Here is a 21,856-nt window from a genome sequence, read left to right as displayed (position 1 = left end):
TTTCCCTCAACCAACTGTAAAATACTGTACAATAGAAGTAGAACCTCATCTTAGATTTTTTCTCCATACATACTACTCACAAATAATAGCAACACTACCATTGCTAACTGTTTTTACTGGAGGTGCTTACTTATGAGCAATTGGTACAGTAAGACGAAAAATCAAACGTTAATCGACCTAGAAACAAACGAACAACACGGTTTAACAGATGAAATCGTAAATGAACGTTTAAAGCAATACGGCTCTAATGAATTAGCTACAAAACAAAAACGCACGTTATGGCAGCGGATTTTCGCCCAAATTAATGATGTCCTCGTATATGTCCTTATTATTGCTGCTCTTATTTCTGCCTTTGTAGGTGAATGGGCTGATGCAAGTATTATTGCGCTCGTTGTAGTTTTAAATGCTGTTATCGGTGTCGTCCAAGAATCGAAAGCAGAACAAGCTTTAGAGGCATTGAAAAAGATGGCAACGCCTAAAGCTATCGTAAAACGCGGCGGTGAGCTACAAGAAATTCCATCTGAACAAGTCGTTCCAGGTGATATTGTCATGCTCGATGCAGGACGTTATATCCCATGTGATTTGCGACTAATCGAAACAGCAAATTTAAAAGTTGAAGAATCTGCTCTCACTGGTGAGTCCGTTCCTGTTGATAAGGATGCACTTTATCATCCTTCTATGCAAACGGATGAACAAGTACCGCTCGGCGATCAAAAAAATATGGCCTTTATGTCTACTCTTGTTACATACGGGCGAGGTGTCGGTGTTGCTGTTGAAACTGGAATGAATTCACAAATTGGTAAGATTGCTACCCTTTTACATGAAGCAGACGATGATATGACACCACTTCAAAAAAGCTTAGCACAAGTCGGTAAGTATTTAGGCTTTGTCGCTGTAGCTATTTGTATCGTTATGTTTCTCATCGGTTTTTTACAAGGACGAGATACGTTAGAAATGTTTATGACTGCTATTAGTTTAGCTGTTGCAGCTATTCCAGAAGGCTTACCAGCTATTGTTTCCATCGTTCTAGCAATTGGTGTGCAGCGCATGATCAAACAAAATGTTATCATTCGTAAACTACCAGCTGTTGAAGCGCTTGGGTCTGTCACAATTATTTGCTCAGATAAAACAGGTACGTTAACGCAAAATAAAATGACCGTTACTCACTTTTATAGTGATACCACATACAATCGCTTAGAAAGTTTAAATGTAAATAACGATGCGCAACGTCTATTGTTAGAAAATATGGTGCTATGTAATGATGCGTCTTATAGTAGTGAATCACAAACCGGAGATCCAACTGAAATTGCTCTTCTCGTTGCTGGAAGTACTTTTAACATGCAAAAAGATCATTTAGAAAAGATACATAAACGCGTTAACGAGATGCCTTTCGATTCAGATCGTAAAATGATGTCAACCGTGCATACATATGATGAAGGCTACTATAGCATGACGAAAGGTGCTATTGATAAACTCTTACCTCGATGTACCCACATATTTAAAAATGATAAAATCGAGGTTCTAACAGATGCTGATAAAAATCAAATATTAGAAGCTGCCGGGGCAATGTCTCGAGAAGCTTTAAGAGTACTTTCATTCGCTTTTAAACAATACACCTCAAACGTTGTGGATACAAATCACCTTGAAGAAAACCTCATCTTTATCGGTCTTGTCGGTATGATTGATCCACCTCGAACTGAAGTAAAGGATTCAATTACAGAATGTAAAAAAGCCGGTATTCGCACAGTTATGATTACTGGTGACCATAAAGACACCGCATTTGCAATTGCCAAAGAACTTGGCATTGCTGAAGAAAAGTCTGAAATTATGATAGGAACTGAATTAGATAACATTTCAGATACAGAACTAGCAAGCAAAATTAATCACTTACATGTATTTGCTAGGGTCTCTCCAGAGCATAAAGTAAAAATCGTAAAAGCATTACGTGCGAAAGGAAATATCGTTTCTATGACTGGTGATGGCGTCAATGATGCGCCGTCTTTAAAGCAAGCAGATGTTGGCGTAGCGATGGGTATTACAGGAACAGACGTTGCAAAAGGGGCTGCAGATGTCGTGTTAACAGATGATAATTTCTCATCTATCGTGAAAGCTGTTGAGGAAGGTAGAAATATTTATCGCAACATAAAAAAATCAATTCTCTTCCTACTCTCTTGTAACTTTGGAGAAATTATCGCTTTATTTTTAGCCATTTTACTCGGCTGGGCGACACCATTACGCCCAATCCACATTTTGTGGGTCAATTTAATTACCGACACACTTCCTGCACTATCACTTGGTGTTGACCCTGAAGATTCAGATGTGATGAAGGAAAAGCCACGACGTGCGAAAGAAAGCCTATTTAGCGGTAGCATCCCTTTTCTTATTTTCAATGGGGCTGTCATTGGACTTTTAACGCTAGTAGCCTTTATCGCCGGAGCAAAATTCTATACTGGAGATACAAATTTATTCCCTCTGTTCCCAGAGCGAATTGATGAAGATGCCCTATTACATGCTCAAACGATGGCATTTGTCGTTCTTAGTTTTTCTCAGCTCGTTCATTCATTTAACTTGCGTTCAAGAACAAAATCGATTTTTTCAATTGGGATCTTTACAAATAAATATTTAGTCTTCTCCCTTCTTATCGGTGTTCTTATGCAAGTTTGTATCATTTCCATCCCACCTCTTGCCAATATATTCGGTGTGCATGCATTAACGATGCGAGATTGGGGATTTGTTCTCTTATTAAGTATCATTCCGCTTGTTGTGAATGAAATCATTAAATTAGTGAAGAGAAACTAAAAGGCAAGGAGGACTATAGTCCTCCTTGCCTTTTCATTTATCCTTGTAATTCTTTTTTGATGTTCTCTGTTAATGTAGCCATACGCTTACGACTTTCTTCACGCTCACGTTTGTTTTGCTCTTCAATTTGTTGTGTTTCTTGCATACCTCTTGAAATAATGTTCCAAGTCTCTTCAAGTGTTTCCATCTTAATACTAGAAGAGCCTGATAACCTTGCCACTTCCACACTTTGCGTTGCAATATTTTGTGCATTTTTCTTAAGTAATTCATTTGTACGACGATCCAGTTCAGCCATAGAATCTGCAACCAGCTTTTGACGCTTCGCATTCACCGCTTGAATGATACCATTTTTAAAGATAGGAATCGTTGTAATAAATGCTGTATTGATCTTACCGATTAATTTATTGTTACCACGTTGAATCATACGAATTTGTGGTGCTGTAAGTAAAGCAACCATGCGTGCCTTTTCTAAATCGTCAATACGCTGTTCTAAAATTTCCACAGAGTTTTTAAGCGACTCTAATTCAATACCTGCTAATTGATCATTATTACGTACACGCTCTTCATACATCGGAACTAGCTCTGTATTTAAACGATCTAATAACATTTCTCCTGCTACTACGTATTTTTCTAAGTCTAAGTAATATTTTAAGTTTTGCTCATATAACCCGTCTAACGTACCAATTGATTTTTTCATTTCATCTTGATACTTCGTAATTTCCACGTACACTTTATCAATTTCACGGCCCATCGTTTGATACTTGCTAAAGATTTGTTCAATCATTTTATCCGCTTTTTTGAACATACGTGAGAAGAAACCACTCTTCTCTTCCGCAAAGTCTTTGCTATCGAATCGGTCCATAATTTTACCAAGCTGTTTTAATAACTCACCAGAGTCTTCTATTTTTGACAGAGACATTGTATGTAAAATTTGATCTGCAAAACGTGAAATTTCCATAGAAGGTTCTTTTCCAAGCTCAATTAATTCTAATTGGTCTTTAATATCTACCGCATTATAAATACGTTGTACATCCGCATCTTGTCTAAGTTGCAAGCGAACATCTTGTGCTGTTTGCTCATTTAATTCTGTTTTCGAATCTAGTACGACTGGGTTATTCATATGGTATTCTCCCTTTCCTTATAAAAATGGACGAAATAGTCCTTTTATTGTTTGTGATAAATTTTTATAGGCTGATGAACCATGAAACTCAAGATCGAAATTAACTTCTTCAAGCCAATGTGAATCAAATGCTGCTGCATCAATATACGGTTCAATATCATTTCGTCCCGTTGGATTGAAGTGGAATACATCTACTCCTATTTGATTTAAAAATAGGAGTAAAACAGCATCCGAACGAGTTAATTCTCCACTCTTCTCATTATTAAATATAACAATTTTCGGTACATCTTGTGAATAATCAAATTTCTCAAGCTGTTCTAAAATATTCGGTGGTATTTGAGAAAGTTGCGCGAAAACATATAACGCTACATCTTGTTTCGTCTCTTTTGCAATTGGTTTACACATTTCACTTTCACACGTATGGATAATCGCTTCTGCAATACCATGTTGTAATCCTTCTGGCAATCGTTTATGCGGCCACCAATGACTGTTCATAATTAAATCTGGATGTAATTTTCCCCCGCGGTCTAAAGCATCTCGGTAATGATATTGGAAATTTGCTTTTTGTTCTTTCGTAAACGGGAATGTATTAATTAATAAACTGTTATCAAATGATGTAACAGCCTTTAGTCGCTGAAAATATTCTTTATCATTCTTTGAAACACCTGATATTTTTGCAAATAAAGAAGGAATATAAATGTGTTTATTTTCAACAAAGAATGTCGGGCGTACAAATGCCTTTTCTTTCGTAATTAAAAAGAGTTCATCGTATGTTGTTTTGAGCGTACGAGCTACAGGCGTATACGAGCGGAACTGCCACGGCTTGTACAGCAGTGAATTATCGTGGTGAAGTACTTGCTCAATTTCTTTTGAAGCTTGATACGCTACTGTTGCAACACGTTCGCGGCGGCGATCTGGAAATGGCTCAAGAGAAATGCGACCTGAATGAGACACAACAAAACTTCTTCCTTCCTCATCAACATTCTCAAATCCATCTTTTCCTTCTGGATGATAATAAAGTACATCACAGCCGAGCATAATAAGGAAGTATAAGAAATATATACGGCTTTCTGTCGCATCACCATACCAAACGATACGCGGCATTTGTTTCTTATAATTAACCGTAGAAAACCACTTCGCTACGTAATTTTCACTTAATTTAATTATATCAATTAAGAAACGACGGAATCCCTCTGTTTTTAACGATTGGTTATGTTGTTTCTCATACAATTTCAATACAGAAATAAACGTCGTATGTATATAATGCTGTAAGTCAGGATTGTCTACTTTCGGTAAAAGTTGTTTCCCAGATAAGTGTGCCACTAGCCTATTTACTGTCAGACCGTTTGGTGCTTCTTGATGTAATCCGAACACTTCTTGAATATGACGAAGCTTTTCCGAATCAATCACTTTGTTTAAATTTTGTTCGTGTAAAACTTCGATTCCTTTCGCTTCACTATAATCAAATAGCTCATTAAAATATTCATCTACATCATTAGGAACGCCAAGGATTCGACATGCTATATAACTAAATTTCATCTCATTCTCTGTCAGTTCATATTGTGGGCGTTTTTCTAAAAGTGTTTCAAATTGCTTTAAATCTGATTCATCTTTTAATCCATATGGTTGAAGTGTAAAACGTGAAAACACAACAGTTCACCTCCAAAAACATTTACGTTTTTTCTAAGTCTTTCTTCTATTATAAACTATTTTTGGTTATAAAAAATGGGCGCTCGTAAAACGAGCAAACCCATTTCAATTATTTATTGTCTTCTTTAGTAGCTGCAACTTCTTCTTTAGCTTGTCCAGAATTCTTCATGTAGTGAAGTATAAATGTTGCTCCAAATGCTACAACTAAAATGATAAAGAATAGCATATGACTTATTTCAATATGAATAACAGACAGTAACATTTTTACTGCAATAATTAAGATTAAAATATATGCTGTCGTTTCAAGTTCTGGAATACGCTCTAACAATTTTAAGAATACACCAGCGATACCACGCATCATTAAAATACCGAGCATTCCACCTAATAATAGAATCCAAACTTCATTTGATACACCAAATGCAGCAAGTACGCTATCTACAGAGAACGCGATATCCATTAATTCAACCATCGCAACTGTTCCCCAGAAGACACCAAACATTCTGAAGAGAATACTGTTTTGGTTCATACCATGAGCTTCCTCTTCTTCTGCATTACCTTTTCTTTTATCAATGAAGTATTTAACTGAAAGCCAAGCTAAGTAAAGTGCACCTAACACTTTTACCCACGCTAATTTAATTAAGAACATTCCAATTCCAATCGCAATAAATCGGAATACATAAGCTCCAATAAGTCCATAGAATAATGCCTTTTTACGTTTTTCTTCCGGAAGGTGTTTTACCATTACTGCTAATACAAGTGCATTATCAGCAGATAACAAACCTTCAAGTACAACAAGTGTACCTATTAATCCCCAAGATACTGGATCTTGCAACACTTTAATCCACATGTCCAAGTCGAAAAACTGAGCATACGTATCAAGGATTCCTTGCAAAATACTCATCTTACCTTTATCCCCTATTCTTTGCTAGATTTATAGAAAGGTCAAAAAAAGGAAACGAATATCGTTTCCTTTCTATGCATCCAAGCCATACGCTCTTACAAGCGCGCCTAAGCCACCTTGGAAACCGCTTCCTACTGCATTAAACTTCCACTGTCCATTATGACGGTATAATTCACAAAAGACAACTGCTGTTTCGATGGAGAAATCTTCCCCTAAATCAAAGCGAAGAACTTCTTCATTCGTTTCTTCATTTGCTAAACGAACAAATGCGTTTCCGACTTGTCCAAAGTTTTGGTTACGGCCTTCTCCATCATAAATTGTAACTGTAATAGCAATTTTATGAACATCTGATGGAACCTTTTTCAAATCTACAACAAGTTGCTCATCATCCCCGTCGCCTTCACCTGTACGGTTATCTCCTGTATGTAAAACAGATCCACAAGGAGACTGTAAATTGTTATAGAAGATAAAATCAGTTTCCTTCGTACATTTTCCGTTCGCATCCAATAAAAAAGCAGATGCATCTAAATCGAAATCTGATCCACCATCATAAGATTTAAAATCCCACCCAAGACCAATTACTGCTTTTGTTAAACCAGGGCTTGTCTTACCTAAATCAATCTTCTGTCCTTTTTGCAATTGAATTACCATTTATATTCACCTCTATATTTTAATCTTAAAAATATATCCATCAGTACACATCTGTTTACTGATGGATATATAAATCTATTACTCTACATCTAAACCGAAATTATTACATAGAGACGCTAATCCACCTTGGAATCCACTTCCGATTGCATTGAACTTCCAGTCACCTGCATGACGGTATAATTCACCTACTACAACAGCTGTTTCAATAGAGAAATCTTCTCCTAAATCGTAACGAATTAACTCTGCATTCTTTTCCTCATCTAAAATACGTACGAAAGAGTTAGAAACTTGTCCGAAGTTTTGGCTACGACCTTCTCCATCGTAAATTGTGATTGTGAAACAAATACGTTCGATATGTGCAGGTACATTTTTTAAATCTATTTTAATCGATTCGTCATCGCCTTCACCTTCACCAGTTCGGTTATCTCCTAAATGCTCGACAGCACCATTCGCACCTTTTGGGTTGTTATAGAAGACGAAATCCTCTGCACCTGAAACTTTACCGTTAGCACCTACTAAGAAAATACTAACATCTAAATCGAAATCGTTTTGTCCGTCATAACGATTCGTATCCCAACCAAGTCCTACAAGAACTTTTGAAAGACCTGGATTTGTTTTTGTTAAGTCTACCTTTTGTCCTTTTTTCAATGAAATTGATGCCATATTCAATTCCTCCTCGGTTTATTCTATTGATAACGTGATACAATCTCACTTAAGTTTTTATCTTGTGTGCCTTCTCCAACAGCTGAAAACTTCCATTCACTTCCGTGGCGATACATTTCACCTGCAATTAGAGTCGTTTTGCCAGCATAATTATCCGATAAATTATAGCGTGCTAATTCTTCACCAGTTTGCGGGTTTTGAATCCGAATATATGCATTACGAATCATCCCGAAATCTTGACGACGATTTACACAGTCATAAATATTTACAACGAATACTAAACGATTAATACGGCTCGGAACTTTATGTAATTCTACGAAAATTGTTTCGTCATCACCAGCGCCTTCACCTGTTAAATTATCTCCTGAATGAATAATACTACCACAAGTAGAAAGCTTGTTTCCGAAGTAAACTAAATCGTTTTTGTTTAAAAAGCGATCTCCTTCTAACATAACAACAGATGCATCACAATCTACATTTGGTTTACTTCCAAATAATGAAGACAGAAACCCACCTGATTGCCCAATTGGATCCCAGCCTAAGCCAACCTGTAGTTTTGCTACTTTGGGTTGTCCTTTCGTTAAATCGATCTTTTGACCTTTTTCTAAAATAATAGGCATGCAGTTTCTTCCTTTCTACAAAGCATTTTCCAAGGCGGAAAATATTGTATTCTTCTTTTATATTGTAGCATTATTTACCTAGTGATAAAAAGGATAAATTCTCAGTTATATGAAAACATTCATATAACTTACTTATGATGATGTAAGAAGTGGTAAATAGCACCAATCATTCCTGCACAATTACCGTTTTGTGCAAGTTCAATCTCACAATTACTATAAATCTCTTTATTTAAATATTTTTCTACTTCCTCTTTTACTTCTTTTAAGAACTTATTTCCTCTATCAGTAATTCCTCCACCTATAACAATCATTTCTGGATTAAAAATATAAGCAAGATTACTAATTCCAATCGCTAAATGTTTAAAGAAAACCTCAACCGCTTGCGTAACTTCTCTATCTCCTTTATCATACAGTTCGAAAATCGTTTTTCCATTCCAATCACGTTCACCTTTATATTTTCGCACAAGACGAATTACCCCTGAAATGGAAGCGACCTCTTCAAACTGCTTTCCTTCTATTAACATATTTCCCCATTCACCAGCACTAAAAGAATGTCCCCTGTATAACTCTCCATCTATAAAAATTGCTCCTCCAATACCAGTTCCAAGAGTAAGCATAATAAAATTTCTTTTTCCGTTTCCAATACCTTTCCACTGCTCACCCAAAGCTGCACAATTCACATCATTTTCAACGGACACAGGTACTTGCAATACCCCTTGCAATCTATCAATAATAGGAATAGTCGCGTAGTTCGGAATATGCTCCACCCCTCCCGTTACAACTCCTTTATGAATATTAACAATTCCCGCTGTACTAATGCCAATTCCTGAAATCGTATGTTCATTCATTAATTGTTTGGATAGCAGAATAAGTTTTTGAATGATTTGTTCCCCACCCAAATGAATTTCTGTTGAAACTGTTTTATGCTTTCGTACTGTTCCTGTTTCTGAAACAATTCCATATTTGATTTGTGTACCACCAATATCAAATGCAATATATTCTTTCATCCGCTGTCACTTCCTCTATTGTAATGCGTGTAAAATTCTCACCACTCTACTATTATAAAGAATTTACACTAACTCTTTTCTCTCTTCAGAAATACACCACCTTTTTCTATATATAGTTTTTTTTGCATAAAACTCTTTTTCCTAAGAAATATTACAAAGGGATGTATTTTAGATGGAATATTAATTTCTTAGGAGGAAAACAATGACGAAAATCTTCATTTTAGCATCAACACTCTCTTTATCTTTTTTTAGCGGTTTAAATATCGGTAATGCAGCAACTGAAAACTTCTCTCCAGCAACAAACGCAATTGTACAAAATAACGATCATTTAGCAGAAGGCAACTCAAAAGATAATAATAAGCCACCAGAAAACAATGGTTCTCAGAACGATAGTGGTTCCGGTGGCAACAGTTCTGGCGGCAACGGTTCTGGTGGCAACGGTTCTGGTGGCAGTGGTTCTGGCGGCAACGGCTCTGGTGGCAACGGCTCTGGTGGCAACGGTTCTGGTGGCAACGGTTCTGGTGGCAACGGCTCTGATGGCAGTGGTTCTGGTGGCAACGGTTCTGGCGGCAACGGTTCTGGCGGCAACGGCTCTGATGGCAGTGGTTCTGGTGGCAACGGTTCTGGCGGCAACGGCTCTGGTGGCAACGGCTCTGGTGGCAACGGCTCTGGTGGCAACGGCTCTGGTGGCAGTGGTTCTGGCGGCAACGGCTCTGGTGGCAACGGCTCTGGTGGCAGTGGTTCTGGCGGCAACGGCTCTGGTGGCAGTGGTTCTGATGGCAGTGGTTCTGGCGGCAATGGCTCTGGTGGCAACGGTTCTGATGGCAGTGGCTCTGGTGGCAGTGGTTCTGGCGGCAATGGCTCTGGTGGCAGTGGTTCTGGCGGCAATGGCTCTGGTGGCAACGGTTCTGGCGGCAATGGCTCTGGTGGCAACGGTTCTGGCGGCAACGGCTCTGGTGGCAACGGTTCTGGTGGCAGTGGCTCTCAAGGTGGAAACCGTGTTAAAGGCGATAGCAGTTCTCAAGGTGGTAATGGCTCTCAAGGCGGCAACCGCGTTAAAGGCGATGGCAGTTCTCAGGGGGGCAACGGCTCTCAAGGTAGTAATGTAAAAGATAATGCGACAGAACAAGGCGATAAGTTACCTAATACGGCAACACATTATCCTGCATCTATTTTAATGGGACTTTCAACATTCCTAATCGGTATGTTACTATTTATTCGCCGTAAAAATGCAAAATAAAACACATCCCTCCATCTAAAACATACATGAAACAAATTGTAAAACTAAAAAGGACTTTGGATTGCATTTTATTATGCAACCCAAAGTCCTTTTCATCCTCTATCAAAAAGAGCATTAATACGCTTTTCCCCAATACACCATTTGCTTAGCTTCTTTGCCACAACAAATACATTCGTCAGCTAATTGCTCTTGCTCAAAAGGCATACAGCGTGAAGATACTCCAATTTCTTCTTTTAGTTTCTCTTCACAAGCTAACTCTCCGCACCACATTGCCTTAATAAATCCTTGCTTTTCATCCACTACTTTTTTCATCTCTTCGAAATTCGTCGCACTATACGTATTCTCATCGCGAAATACTTTTGCCTTATTAAATAAAGAATTATGAATTTCCTCAAGTAGTGCTGGAATACGTTTTTCTAATTGATCCATTGATATAAATTCTTTTTCTTTCGTATCTCTTCTTACAAGTACGACTTGATTCTTTTCAATATCTTTAGGACCAACTTCTAATCGAATTGGAATGCCCTTCATTTCATACTCATTAAATTTCCAGCCTGGTGTTTTATTACTAGCATCTATTTTTACTCGTGCAACCTTTTGAATATGTTCTTGTAACTCTGTTGCTTTCGCTAAAACTCCTTCTTTATGCTGCGCAATCGGTACGATAACAACTTGCACTGGAGCAACTTTTGGTGGCATTACAAGCCCATTATTATCACTATGGACCATAATAAGTCCACCTATCATTCTTGTTGATACACCCCAAGATGTTTGGTGTACATATTTCCACTTACCGTTACGATCTAAAAACTTAATATCAAATGCTTCTGAGAAATTCGTTCCAAAGTTATGAGATGTTCCTGTTTGAAGTGCTTTCCCATCATGCATTAAGCTTTCAATCGTATAAGTAGCCTTTGCACCCGCAAACTTTTCTTTTTCTGTCTTTTGTCCTTTAATTACTGGTATCGCTAAGTAGTCTTCACAGAAAGAAGCATATAGATTTAAAATATGTAACGTTTCAGCTTGAGATTCCTCTGCCGTTTCATGGATCGTATGACCTTCTTGCCATAAGAATTCCGTTGTACGAAGGAATGGTCTCGTTGTCTTTTCCCAACGAACTACTGAACACCACTGATTATATAGCTTTGGCAAATCATTATAGGATTGCACAATTTTTGAAAAATGTTCACAGAATAAAGTTTCAGATGTAGGGCGTACACAAAGTCTCTCCGCTAATTTTTCATCCCCGCCATGTGTCACCCATGCTACTTCAGGAGCAAACCCTTCTACATGGTCCTTCTCTTTTTGCAATAAACTCTCTGGGATAAACATTGGCATATACACATTTTCATGACCAGTTGCTTTTAACTTCTCATCCATAACTTTCTGCATATTTTCCCATAAGGCATAACCGTACGGACGTAGAATCATACATCCTTTTACACTTGAATAATCAACAAGTTCTGCTTTTTTTACAATATCTGTGTACCACTGTGCAAAATCCTCTTCCATCTTCGTAATCGCTTGTACTTGTTCTTTTGCCATAGTCAGTCTTCCTCCTTCTAGAAAATACAAAAAAGCCCGCATCCCTAAATAGGGACCGAGCTTTGCCGGCGTTACCACCCTGATTCATGCACAAAAATTGCGCATGCTCTCTTTTTGATAACGGGAAATTCCCGCTGCATATGCAGAACGCAAAGGTAGGTTCCATATCGCCTTTTTAAGAATCTTTCAGCCGGGCGGATTCTCTCTCTGCTAAAAAGGTTGAACATGTACTAGTCCTTTTTCATCGTTATAACGAAATAAATTTGTTGATTATCATAATACAAATTCTTTTTTTAAACAATAGCTAATTTTCTAATTTCTATATATTCTTTTCGTTTTTTGCAGTTTTATACGTAGCTTTTTCTCGTGATTTTTAAAAGTTGATGTGCAATCATACCGATAAGTGTACCAAGTAGAACGAAGAAACCAATAAATCCATATCCCATTCCTTCCCATCCGCCAATCACCATCATTGTAACCGGAAAGGATGCTAAGCAAAGAAGTATTAAACTAAGTGCAAATATAATATCGAACTGTTTATTTGGAAACCGTTTCTTTAGTAAATACGAAATAGCAAATACAAGGATAATCGTAATTCCGCCAATGATATAAAAGATACTAAATCCATCTAACCACTCCATAGTGTTTCCTCCTTCCATAGATTCCCTTATACTTAATTATATGTTTAATTTTTCTGAAAATAAATAATAAATTTTCACCTAAAAATATATTTTTATTACTAGGTATTAATAGTAATATATAATAATAGGTTTTATATAATCAGGAGGGAACTTTATGGATAAAGCATTAACAAACCACGTCATTATTTTATCTTTCGATTGCTTATCAGCTTTAGATTTTCCTATATTACAAAAACTTCCTAATTTCCAAACATTAATAAACAAGGGCGCGATTGCGAAAAAAGTGGAACCTATTTATCCTTCTGTAACATATCCAAGTCACTCAACAATCGTTACTGGAAACTATCCTAATAAACATGGCGTAGTTAGCAATACATTACTTCAACCTGGACGCGAGTCACCAGATTGGCATTGGTACCGAAAATCCATTAAAGGAACAACATTATACGATGAAGCACGTAAAGCAAATTTAACGACAGCTGCCCTTCTATGGCCTGTTACCGGCAGAGCAAATATTGATTATAATTTACCTGAAATTTTTCCAAATAGACCGTGGCAAAATCAAGTTTTAGTTTCATTATTTAGCGGTAGCCCTCTATATCAATTAGATTTGAATCAGCGTTTTGGCCATATAAGAAATGGCTTATCACAGCCTGAACTCGATAATTTCGTACTGGCTTCTGCTGTGCATACAATCCAGACAAAAAAGCCTAATGTCATGTTTGTACATTTCACCGATTTAGATACCCAAAGACACTATCACGGCTTTGAATCCAAAGAAACAATAGCCGCGATTCATAGACATGATGAACGGCTAGGGAAAATTATTCAAGCTTTAAAAGACAGTGACCTATACGAAGAGAGTACAATTATCGCTCTTGGTGACCATAGCGCTTTAAGTGAAAACAAAGCCATCCAATTAAATGTACTATTTCATCAAAAAGGGCTTATATCTATAAATTCCAAAGGAAAATTAGTAGACTGGAAGGCCTATTGCCAAAGTTGTGACGGATCTGCCTACGTATATGTGAAAGACAAGAACGATACCGATACAATTCGAGACGTACAACTACTACTTGAAGAACTGCTTCAAAATAAACAAAACGGTATTGAATTTATGCTTCATGATGAAGCTGCAAAAGACTGCGGTGCAGATGGTAATTGTTTATTTATGTTAGAAGCGCGTGAAGGATATTATTTCACTGAAAACTATACAGGAGATTTTATAAAAGAAATTACTGAAAAAGATGTTACGCCTAGTAAAAAATATACATTTGGTACACATGGATACTCTCCAACAAAACCTAACTATGAAACAATTTTTATCGCTGCTGGGAAAGGGATAAAAAGCGGTGTCATCATCCCGTATATGAGACTTATTGATGAAGGCCCAACTATCGCTAGACTACTCGGTTTACACTTAGGTGAAACAGACGGATCAATTGTAGAGGATTTACTCCAATTGTAAAGAACTGTGTATACATGTAAAAGTTATGTAAAAATCATCACAGTTTCTCTTTTTATAATTTTTATTTTTGTACACTGTTAGTAGAACAAATTTAAGGGGGAACACTATATGAAAAAAATGTCCAGACAAGAAAAAAGCTGGATATTATACGATTGGGCGAACTCCGTATATTCGCTCGTCATTACAACTGCATTATTCCCAATTTACTTTAAGGCAGCTGCAAAAGAAGCTGGGCTATCTGGTGCAACTTCAACAGCATATTGGGGATACGCAAACTCATTCGCTACACTTTTAATTTCTATACTTGCCCCTATTCTCGGCACAGTTGCTGATTATAAAGGATTTAAAAAACGATTTTTCACATTCTTCTTTGGACTCGGTATCGTATTTACAAGTATGCTAGCAGTCGTCCCAACATCTCAGTGGTACTTATTACTAGGATGCTACATGCTCGCATTAGTCGGTTTTGCTGGAGCAAACATTTTTTATGATGCATTTTTAGTAGATGTTACCTCTAAAGATAGAATGGACCGAATTTCTACAAGAGGCTTTGCATTAGGCTATATTGGGAGCACAATTCCTTTTATCGGCTGTATCGCCCTTATTATTCTTGCTCAAAAAGGCACTATCCCTTTATCGGTCGGCATTGCTAGTCAAATTTCATTCGCAATAACAGCTCTTTGGTGGGGATTATTTACAATTCCAATGCTAAAAAATGTGGAGCAAACACATTATATTGAACGTCATCCGAGACCAATTGCAATGAGCTTCAAGCGCCTTGCTGATACTTTTAAAAATATTAAAGAATATAAAACTGTATTTATGTTCCTAATAGCTTACTTTTTCTACATTGACGGGGTCGATACAATTATTACTATGTCTACTGCTTACGGAACAGATCTCGGTATTAGTGCAACTAATCTATTAATCATCTTATTTGTAACACAAATTGTCGCTTGTCCGTTCGCTTTATTATACGGAAAACTATCAGAAACATTTACCGGTAAAAAAATGCTATATGTCGGTATTATCATTTATATCATTATTTGCACATATGCTTATTTCTTAAAAACGACACTTGATTTCTGGATTTTAGCAATGTTGGTTGCTACTTCTCAGGGCGGGATTCAAGCACTTAGCCGTTCTTATTTCGCAAAACTAGTACCGAAAGAATCTGCAAATGAATTCTTCGGATTTTATAATATCTTTGGTAAATTCGCGGCAATTATGGGTCCAGTATTAGTAGGTGTCACAACACAATTAACAGGAAAAACAAACGCTGGTGTCCTTAGTATTATTGTCCTATTTATTATCGGTGGATTCTTATTAACTAGAGTTCCTGAAAATGGTACGTCCGTTACACCACCTAATCCAAAGACAAAAACGCTATAAGAAAAAGATCCTCTTCTCATGAGAAGAGGATCTTTTCTCTATTTTTAGCGATAACGTCTTACAATTAAAAATTCTACAGCCGGCTTTACAACTATCGCAGCGCATAACGCAAACAAAAGCGGTATGTTATGAAAATCAATCCATTTATTAAAACCTACCGATGCGAAAAACAAACCAAAAATTAATACAACAAGTACATAATACGTAACATTTGCACTTGTTTTTAATACATGTTTTTCTACATCTTCTTTCTCCTCCGTTGTCCCTTCCACATTATGCGATGCCAAACTTTTAAACATATAATGTAATGCGATGCTACAAATAAATAGTGCATACCAGTTTACTTGAAGTTCAGTTAACCAATAATAAAGTGCAAACACTAACGTACTTATAGCTACTAATGCCGTAACTACAAAGGTTATTTTCTCTTTCCCCAACAACTACTCCCCCTACAGCTTGTACAAAAATAGTTTATCAACAGTTGTTCCTAATACTTCAGCTAAACGGAATGCTAACGCTAAGCTTGGATCATATTTATTATTCTCAATTGCATTTATCGTCTGTCTAGAAACTTTACACTTATCAGCCAATGCACCTTGTGAAATATTGTTTTCAGTGCGTAATTCATAGATTTGATTTTTCACACCATTGCTCCTAACCTGTAAAATCGTTTTTACATCATCAGTATATAGTTGGGGCATGTCGTTGTCAAAAGATTGCCACAAGAAAAGGGAGCAATTCAGCCCCCTTACAATAGCTATTCCGAAACGAATCAATTCGTCATTTCCTCTCGATTCACAATATCTTCTTTCTTTATTTGCATACGCAAAACCGGACCTATCGCAAATAAAATAAGTGACATTGCTATACAAAATACAGTAACTAGTGAGGTCATCTCCTTCAATCCTCCAGCTAGTGAAGTTCCGATTAACATTGCCCCCATAAACAGTGGTAAAATTGTTCCATTTACTCTTCCAATCATATTTTCTGGTACAAGTTGAATCATAAGCGTACCGACAACGATATTAACACAAGCTAAACAAATACCTGTTCCAAACCTCATGAAACTAGTAATCCAAAATGATGTAGATAACCCTTCTACTAAAAATGACATTGCTAATATGCTCATACCGAATACAAACATCTTTTTCGGATTCACTTTTGAAGCAAAAACTGCAGCAACAATACCACCGATTAACATACCGATTCCATCAGCTGCGGCTAAATATTGAACAGCTTCCTTTTCCATTCCAAGGCGCTCTATTACAAGAAATACCTCTAATGGATTCGTTAATCCAACAGCTAAGCCCATAACGGTGAAAGTGATCGTAATCATACGTAAATTTTTCGTATGAAGAACGTATTTCCATCCTTCTTTTATATCATTTTTTAATGAACCTCTCGCCACTTGCTCTTGTTCCACCCATTTTGGTAAAAATGAAAGGGCTATAGCAGATAACAAAAATAAAATGATTAAGCTATATAGTGACGTAAATAAACCAAGTTGTGTATACACAAGCGACCCTACCACTGGTCCAAAAATCATAAATAATGACTGTAACGTTTGGTTAAATGCAATTGCATTTGCTACCTGTTCTTCTTTTACGTAGCGCTTAAATATACGCGAAGATGATGGCTGAGAAAACTGGCCTACAATCGCGGAAATGAGTGTTGCAAAAAATATAGCCTGCCAATAATCCAGCTTTAACAACAAGACAATTCCTACAATGGACAGTACGCTTAATACATCTCCAGCAACCATTGTTCTTTTCGGATTCCAGCGATCAGCTAGCGCACCACCGATAAACGAGAAAATAAAAATAGGTGCATATTCCATAACCGATAACAATGAAACGGAAACTGGATCATTATTCGTTCGCTCCATTATGAAATACAAAAGAGCCATATTTCTAATCCAAATTGCAAATTGTTGTAAAATATCAGATACCATAACGAGCATAAATGCTCGATTTTTAAATAAAGCGTTCATTTTCATTCTCCTTTCATAAACCGACCGTTCGGTCTAATTTATTTTGTAAGAAAAGCAACTGACCTATTATTCAGCTGCCATTCCTTTTAACAATACATCTATTGCCTTTTTATAAATACGTTGCAGCTCTTTATAATCTAACTCGTAGTAAAGTACTCCAAGCCCCGATAATAATCCATTCACAATATACATAAGATCACGCGTATTATCTTCACGAAACTCTCCAGACTGTATGCCTGCTTCAATTAGTTTCTCAAACATAACATATGATTCTCTAGTTAAAGCCAATAGTTCATCCAAAATCTCTTTACTTACAACTTGGCTCATAGAAAATTCCTCTATTGCATTTGAAATGGGCTGCTGTATGTCCTCGACATGATATTCCGCGAGACCATATAGTTTTTCAGTATTCGTACTATACAACTTCTCTTTTTCATTCCATTTTTCAAGCCAATCATACGTATGCTGTTTCACTACAAATAAAAATAATTCTTCTTTACTTTTAAAGTGATAATAAATGCTTCCTTTACTTCTCTCTGTAATTTCACAAATCTCTTCCATAGATGTAGCTGCATAGCCCTTCTGTGAAAACAGACTTTCTGCTTTATAGGCAATTTCTTTCTTTATCTCTTCTGCGCTTCTTCTCATATTCACACCTCTTTAAACCGACCGTTCAGTCTAATAATAACAAATAAAAAACCTCTATCGCAAGAGGCTATATTCCTTATTTAAGAAAACGTACTTTCAAACCACGTTCGAACCATATGTATAATTCCAATTTTAAATCCTAATTTAACAAGAACTACGCCTCCCGCAGCTAATAAAAATAACACTACTTTCCCCTTGTTTTTCACTTTCAGTTCCCTTTTCATTTCTATTCCCCTTAGTACGTTAAAAATATTAATCAAACGTTTGTTTAACTGTTGTTATGCATATGTAAGCCAACTAATCAAACGTTTGTTTAAAAAGAAATACGCCCCCTATAAGGCGTATTCTCATCAATCACCACCGCCTCCACCACCGCAGCTACCTCCACTATCTCCACCAAAAGAACCTCCGCAATCATGTGAACCTCCATCGTGCGAGCTATCATTATCCGATCCAGCAAAGAAAAATAATGGTGATGAGCTGTTGGATGAATTATGAATGTTATTTTGTTTCGTAAGATTTACCTTCTTTTTGTTCGATCGAACTGCTGTTATGATCGTTCCAACTACAACAAATAATAGTATGACAATAATAAATTCCATATAAAAGCCTCCCTTAGTCTTCGAATAATTGAATGGTTCTTTCTAGATTTTCAAGTGAAATGAAGCGCGATTCACGAAGGATCTCTTTTCCATTATAAAATAATAAAACTGTTGGCCCTGTAAATACTGCATATCGCCCCGCAATTTCTTGCATGTCTTGTAGTAATATTTCTACTTTCTCTACGTATTTATAATTCTCTAGTACGCCATTTACTTTTCTTAGCATAACATCACAAACACCACAATTTTCCGTTTTAATAAACAGTAGTACTAATTGTTGTCCTTCAATATATGTCGCTAATTCTTCTATCGTTTCAAATGTATTCATCTTATCCGATACGATAAACTTAAATAAATCTATACAATTCAATCAAATTTATACAAGTTAGTGCTTCATCGTGTTCTCGCAACCCCGAAGGGACGAGGGGTATAACACTCCACACGAGGCAGTATCGTTACCTCCTATTATCAAGCATTTATTTTACCCATCTTGATAAATTTATCGCAGCATTTACATCCCTATCATGATGGCTATTGCATGAAGCACAACACCACTCACGTATTTTTAAACTCCACTGTCCTTCTGGTTGAACTGAATGGTCGTATTGAACTCTACAACATGAGCAAATCTTGCTTGAAGCGAACCATTTATCAGCTTTTACATACGCAATGCCATACTTCTCGCACTTGTATGATAAACATTGAAAGAAGAAGTTTAATTTTTGAAATGAAAATGCTTTCGATAGTTTTTTGTTTTTTAACAGGTTTGAGATAGATAAGTCTTCCACAACAATTCTCATTGGTTTGGTTTTCACCAATTTAGCTGTTGCTTGATGGATATGGTTATTTCGGATATTCATAATTTTCCTAGATAACCGCAGGTGCTCGATTTTTGCTTTTTCATATCCGGCAGATTGAATTTTCACACCTTTTTTAAATCTCCTAGACATATCTCTTTGCGCTGACTTTTTCCTTTTCAAAAGTTTTTTAACCTTGGCGTCTTTGTTTATATTTCGTTCTTTCGTACCATTAGAAGCTACAAACAGCTCTTTTAAACCAACATCCACACCGATTGACTTATTGGTTAGTTCTTGTGATTCAAAGTCTTCTTGGAACCCCACACTAATCCACCAGTGACGACCATCAAATGTAACTCTTGGATTGGATGGTTTTTTATTTCTTGGTAGTTGTTGGCTTGTTTTCACTTCTCCAATAGACTGAATATGAACTACTTTCTTTCCTATAATCAGCCTTTCATAATTGGCATAAAATCCTTGGATTACATCTTTTTTAGATTTATAAGAAGTGTGATAACCATTTTTGTACTTTTTGAACGAATGCTTCCTTGCCTTATCAAAATCTTTTGAAGCCTGTTTGGAAACTTGTGCGTTGATGTCTTTTAACCACTCATAATTCTTTCGCTTCTTGATCTTTGTAAATCGTTTCTGTAAAGCTAACTGTGAAACAGATTTTCCAAATAGCTTATAGTATCTATCACTCATTCTTTTACAATAGTTATAAGCGAATCTTGCAGCACCAGCATGGTTTCTAAGCACTTTTTCTTGTTCAGGCGTTGGAATCAGTCTGACTTTCTTCGCCAATATCATCAGAATGTAACTCCTTTAATGAAAGATTTGTTCTTCTGAATCGTAGCGTGTTCCACCAGCATTCTCCTAAGACTACTCGAATACAAACCTGTTAATTCTGATACTTAACTAACTCGTAAAAATTTCATTAATATTCTCACTTCATTGAATCCACCATAACACATACGTTCGATAGATTCATTAAAGTTTGATAGATTTAATTAAATTTATCTCGTTCAACTAAGGGCGCAATTCCTTAGCCAGTTCTCTTATGAACTTCTCATGTTTTCACATGAGCGCAGACTATATGTTTATCTCTTTAGAGATAGAGGATTTTTCCACCACCATAGGCTTGTGATGTACTCTCGTCAGTTATACGAGATAGTCGTTGAACGTTCATCTTATCACTTTTGACTTAGATGATTCGAGGCGGAAGACCCATTGTTCTAGTGTTTAGGATTTAACCTTGCACGATCTGATTGATTTTTTCTGCTTTCGCGACATTCACGCTCGCCATTTCTAGCCAAGTTGTAGTTCAATCAGCTTTAGGGATTGCCCGCAGTTAACCCTCACTACTAGCCAATCACTTGACTAGCAGGGCTGACTGATATATTTAATTAACTTTCGTTATAATTGGTTAAATAAATCGTAACAGTTAGTTACCCTCTTAGCGTAATTTACTAAATACTTTACCTTGATACATACGAAAAGCTGAACTATCTTTAATCTTTCTCTTTTCCATTACCTGCTGAAAACGAAGCATTTTTGCTGTTAACTCTTCTTGTAATTCTTTTCTCTCTGCTTCATCATAACAGCACGCAATTAAGTCTTCTATTTTTAATATATCTTTTTGTAGTTCCATTTCTGGTGGAATCATACCCGCATTTTTTAAAATTTTATAACTCATTCTAAGTTCTGGAGGTACCATTGAAAGGTCTTCTAATTGTAGTGGTTTTCCTTTTCCCGGAATATGATCAAGGTCTCCATTCCGTATTGCTTGTCGAATTTTTTCTTCAGCAATGTTCAAAAAGACATCCACACCACTCGCTCCTTTACATATTTTTACTATTATTTTACATGATATTTTCTCATCTCGCTACGCTATTACAAATTGACTTCATACAATTTTTTCTCAAATTTAATTACAAGAAGCCTTTTCCCCCCTAATCAATATTTTATTTTCATGTGTAATCCGTATTAGAGCCACTTCATATTGAGAAAGTCTTTTCGAGTCCAATAAAGCGTTTACACCAAATCTTACATTTGCTACGATTTAATCACCCCCAGCTCCCTTGTATAGACTTCGTGATGTCTGATCATTTTTTATCTAGAC

22 protein-coding genes, 1 pseudogene and 1 other annotated feature are annotated in these 21,856 nt (G+C 36.6%); of the genes and pseudogenes, 4 read left to right on the top strand and 19 right to left on the bottom strand.

The annotated features are described in order from the left end of the window. Positions 1–132: 132 nt before the first annotated feature. A complete protein-coding gene (locus KVT31_RS22100) occupies positions 133–2,799 on the top strand; it encodes a cation-translocating P-type ATPase (protein WP_088095007.1) in 2,667 nt (888 codons plus the stop codon). 37 nt (positions 2,800–2,836) lie between these two features. Here the strand turns inward: KVT31_RS22100 and KVT31_RS22095 are convergent, their stop codons facing one another. The 7 genes from KVT31_RS22095 to KVT31_RS22065 form a co-directional block, all read right to left on the bottom strand. Then, positions 2,837–3,919, bottom strand: a complete 1,083-nt coding sequence (locus tag KVT31_RS22095) for a toxic anion resistance protein (RefSeq protein WP_001064411.1) — start codon at positions 3,917–3,919, stop codon at positions 2,837–2,839. Positions 3,920–3,937: 18 nt separating this feature from the next. Further along, on the bottom strand, positions 3,938–5,569 hold the full coding sequence (locus KVT31_RS22090) for a YceG family protein (RefSeq protein WP_088095006.1): 1,632 nt from the start codon (positions 5,567–5,569) through the stop codon (positions 3,938–3,940). Positions 5,570–5,678: 109 nt separating this feature from the next. Next, positions 5,679–6,470, bottom strand: coding sequence for a TerC family protein (locus KVT31_RS22085; protein ID WP_088095005.1), 792 nt, complete (start codon positions 6,468–6,470; stop codon positions 5,679–5,681). A gap of 72 nt (positions 6,471–6,542) precedes the next feature. Next, entirely contained in the window at positions 6,543–7,121 is a 579-nt protein-coding gene (locus tag KVT31_RS22080; protein WP_088095004.1) for a TerD family protein, read from the bottom strand. Between the two features lie 78 nt (positions 7,122–7,199). Next, complete coding sequence (locus KVT31_RS22075) at positions 7,200–7,784, bottom strand: TerD family protein (RefSeq protein WP_061676703.1); 585 nt, start codon at positions 7,782–7,784, stop codon at positions 7,200–7,202. A gap of 23 nt (positions 7,785–7,807) precedes the next feature. After that, complete coding sequence (locus KVT31_RS22070) at positions 7,808–8,404, bottom strand: TerD family protein (RefSeq protein ID WP_001121586.1); 597 nt, start codon at positions 8,402–8,404, stop codon at positions 7,808–7,810. A 128-nt stretch (positions 8,405–8,532) separates the two neighbouring features. Next, positions 8,533–9,411, bottom strand: a complete 879-nt coding sequence (locus tag KVT31_RS22065; protein WP_088095003.1) for an ROK family protein — start codon at positions 9,409–9,411, stop codon at positions 8,533–8,535. A 202-nt stretch (positions 9,412–9,613) separates the two neighbouring features. On the opposite strand from KVT31_RS22065, the gene KVT31_RS30410 reads away from it, so the two are divergent. After that, positions 9,614–10,651, top strand: coding sequence for a cell wall anchor protein (locus tag KVT31_RS30410; protein ID WP_253601383.1), 1,038 nt, complete (start codon positions 9,614–9,616; stop codon positions 10,649–10,651). 114 nt (positions 10,652–10,765) lie between these two features. Here the strand turns inward: KVT31_RS30410 and proS are convergent, their stop codons facing one another. Together proS and KVT31_RS22045 are read right to left on the bottom strand one after the other, a co-directional pair. Then, positions 10,766–12,196 (bottom strand): proline--tRNA ligase, encoded by a 1,431-nt coding sequence (gene proS, locus KVT31_RS22050; RefSeq protein WP_088095002.1) that lies wholly within the window; start codon positions 12,194–12,196, stop codon positions 10,766–10,768. A 47-nt stretch (positions 12,197–12,243) separates the two neighbouring features. After that, positions 12,244–12,450: a binding site (T-box leader), on the bottom strand. Positions 12,451–12,543: 93 nt separating this feature from the next. Further along, complete coding sequence (locus KVT31_RS22045) at positions 12,544–12,837, bottom strand: YesK-like family protein (RefSeq protein WP_140392327.1); 294 nt, start codon at positions 12,835–12,837, stop codon at positions 12,544–12,546. A gap of 154 nt (positions 12,838–12,991) precedes the next feature. On the opposite strand from KVT31_RS22045, the gene KVT31_RS22040 reads away from it, so the two are divergent. Both KVT31_RS22040 and KVT31_RS22035 read left to right on the top strand, forming a co-directional pair. Beyond that, entirely contained in the window at positions 12,992–14,305 is a 1,314-nt protein-coding gene (locus KVT31_RS22040; protein ID WP_088095000.1) for an alkaline phosphatase family protein, read from the top strand. Between the two features lie 108 nt (positions 14,306–14,413). Next, positions 14,414–15,697 carry an MFS transporter gene (locus tag KVT31_RS22035; RefSeq protein ID WP_088094999.1) on the top strand — a complete coding sequence of 428 codons (1,284 nt, stop codon included), beginning with the start codon at positions 14,414–14,416 and terminating at the stop codon, positions 15,695–15,697. A gap of 44 nt (positions 15,698–15,741) precedes the next feature. Here the strand turns inward: KVT31_RS22035 and KVT31_RS22030 are convergent, their stop codons facing one another. From KVT31_RS22030 to KVT31_RS21990, 10 genes and pseudogenes are all read right to left on the bottom strand, one after another. Then, complete coding sequence (locus tag KVT31_RS22030; RefSeq protein WP_088094998.1) at positions 15,742–16,134, bottom strand: hypothetical protein; 393 nt, start codon at positions 16,132–16,134, stop codon at positions 15,742–15,744. 12 nt (positions 16,135–16,146) lie between these two features. Further along, positions 16,147–16,398 carry a helix-turn-helix transcriptional regulator gene (locus KVT31_RS22025; protein WP_088095051.1) on the bottom strand — a complete coding sequence of 84 codons (252 nt, stop codon included), beginning with the start codon at positions 16,396–16,398 and terminating at the stop codon, positions 16,147–16,149. 71 nt (positions 16,399–16,469) lie between these two features. Further along, on the bottom strand, positions 16,470–17,687 hold the full coding sequence (locus tag KVT31_RS22020; protein ID WP_088094997.1) for an MFS transporter: 1,218 nt from the start codon (positions 17,685–17,687) through the stop codon (positions 16,470–16,472). A 66-nt stretch (positions 17,688–17,753) separates the two neighbouring features. After that, positions 17,754–18,335: a TetR/AcrR family transcriptional regulator gene (locus KVT31_RS22015; RefSeq protein ID WP_001254436.1), complete on the bottom strand. Its 582-nt coding sequence runs from the start codon at positions 18,333–18,335 to the stop codon at positions 17,754–17,756. Positions 18,336–18,415: 80 nt separating this feature from the next. Next, positions 18,416–18,559, bottom strand: a complete 144-nt coding sequence (locus KVT31_RS22010) for a histidine kinase (RefSeq protein WP_088094996.1) — start codon at positions 18,557–18,559, stop codon at positions 18,416–18,418. Positions 18,560–18,685: 126 nt separating this feature from the next. After that, a complete protein-coding gene (locus tag KVT31_RS22005) occupies positions 18,686–18,937 on the bottom strand; it encodes a hypothetical protein (RefSeq protein ID WP_088094995.1) in 252 nt (83 codons plus the stop codon). A gap of 13 nt (positions 18,938–18,950) precedes the next feature. Then, positions 18,951–19,265 (bottom strand): thioredoxin family protein, encoded by a 315-nt coding sequence (locus KVT31_RS22000; RefSeq protein ID WP_088094994.1) that lies wholly within the window; start codon positions 19,263–19,265, stop codon positions 18,951–18,953. A gap of 148 nt (positions 19,266–19,413) precedes the next feature. After that, entirely contained in the window at positions 19,414–20,544 is a 1,131-nt protein-coding gene (locus KVT31_RS21995; RefSeq protein WP_088094993.1) for an RNA-guided endonuclease InsQ/TnpB family protein, read from the bottom strand. Between the two features lie 18 nt (positions 20,545–20,562). Further along, positions 20,563–20,672 (bottom strand): annotated as a pseudogene (locus KVT31_RS31025) (IS607 family transposase); the annotation flags it as partial. Between the two features lie 518 nt (positions 20,673–21,190). Beyond that, the gene (locus tag KVT31_RS21990; protein WP_088094992.1) at positions 21,191–21,562 is read right to left on the bottom strand and encodes a DnaJ family domain-containing protein; all 372 of its coding nucleotides are present in this window, start codon (positions 21,560–21,562) and stop codon (positions 21,191–21,193) included. Positions 21,563–21,856: the final 294 nt, after the last annotated feature.

The sequence above is a fragment of the Bacillus sp. GbtcB14 genome (assembly GCF_019091205.1).
GTDB classification, from domain to species: domain Bacteria; phylum Bacillota; class Bacilli; order Bacillales; family Bacillaceae_G; genus Bacillus_A; species Bacillus_A cereus_AG.
This window is presented reverse-complemented; position numbering and strand designations above follow the sequence as displayed.

Coding starts and splice junctions, on each gene's coding strand:
- KVT31_RS22100 (WP_088095007.1), top strand. CDS start 133: ATGAGCAATTGGTACAGTAAGACGAAAAATCAAACGTTAATCGACCTA.
- KVT31_RS22095 (WP_001064411.1), bottom strand. CDS start 3,919: ATGAATAACCCAGTCGTACTAGATTCGAAAACAGAATTAAATGAGCAA.
- KVT31_RS22085 (WP_088095005.1), bottom strand. CDS start 6,470: ATGAGTATTTTGCAAGGAATCCTTGATACGTATGCTCAGTTTTTCGAC.
- KVT31_RS22080 (WP_088095004.1), bottom strand. CDS start 7,121: ATGGTAATTCAATTGCAAAAAGGACAGAAGATTGATTTAGGTAAGACA.
- KVT31_RS22075 (WP_061676703.1), bottom strand. CDS start 7,784: ATGGCATCAATTTCATTGAAAAAAGGACAAAAGGTAGACTTAACAAAA.
- KVT31_RS22070 (WP_001121586.1), bottom strand. CDS start 8,404: ATGCCTATTATTTTAGAAAAAGGTCAAAAGATCGATTTAACGAAAGGA.
- KVT31_RS22065 (WP_088095003.1), bottom strand. CDS start 9,411: ATGAAAGAATATATTGCATTTGATATTGGTGGTACACAAATCAAATAT.
- KVT31_RS30410 (WP_253601383.1), top strand. CDS start 9,614: ATGACGAAAATCTTCATTTTAGCATCAACACTCTCTTTATCTTTTTTT.
- proS (WP_088095002.1), bottom strand. CDS start 12,196: ATGGCAAAAGAACAAGTACAAGCGATTACGAAGATGGAAGAGGATTTT.
- KVT31_RS22045 (WP_140392327.1), bottom strand. CDS start 12,837: ATGGAGTGGTTAGATGGATTTAGTATCTTTTATATCATTGGCGGAATT.
- KVT31_RS22040 (WP_088095000.1), top strand. CDS start 12,992: ATGGATAAAGCATTAACAAACCACGTCATTATTTTATCTTTCGATTGC.
- KVT31_RS22035 (WP_088094999.1), top strand. CDS start 14,414: ATGAAAAAAATGTCCAGACAAGAAAAAAGCTGGATATTATACGATTGG.
- KVT31_RS22025 (WP_088095051.1), bottom strand. CDS start 16,398: ATGCCCCAACTATATACTGATGATGTAAAAACGATTTTACAGGTTAGG.
- KVT31_RS22020 (WP_088094997.1), bottom strand. CDS start 17,687: ATGAACGCTTTATTTAAAAATCGAGCATTTATGCTCGTTATGGTATCT.
- KVT31_RS22015 (WP_001254436.1), bottom strand. CDS start 18,335: ATGAGAAGAAGCGCAGAAGAGATAAAGAAAGAAATTGCCTATAAAGCA.
- KVT31_RS22010 (WP_088094996.1), bottom strand. CDS start 18,559: ATGAAAAGGGAACTGAAAGTGAAAAACAAGGGGAAAGTAGTGTTATTT.
- KVT31_RS22005 (WP_088094995.1), bottom strand. CDS start 18,937: ATGGAATTTATTATTGTCATACTATTATTTGTTGTAGTTGGAACGATC.
- KVT31_RS22000 (WP_088094994.1), bottom strand. CDS start 19,265: ATGAATACATTTGAAACGATAGAAGAATTAGCGACATATATTGAAGGA.
- KVT31_RS21995 (WP_088094993.1), bottom strand. CDS start 20,544: ATGATATTGGCGAAGAAAGTCAGACTGATTCCAACGCCTGAACAAGAA.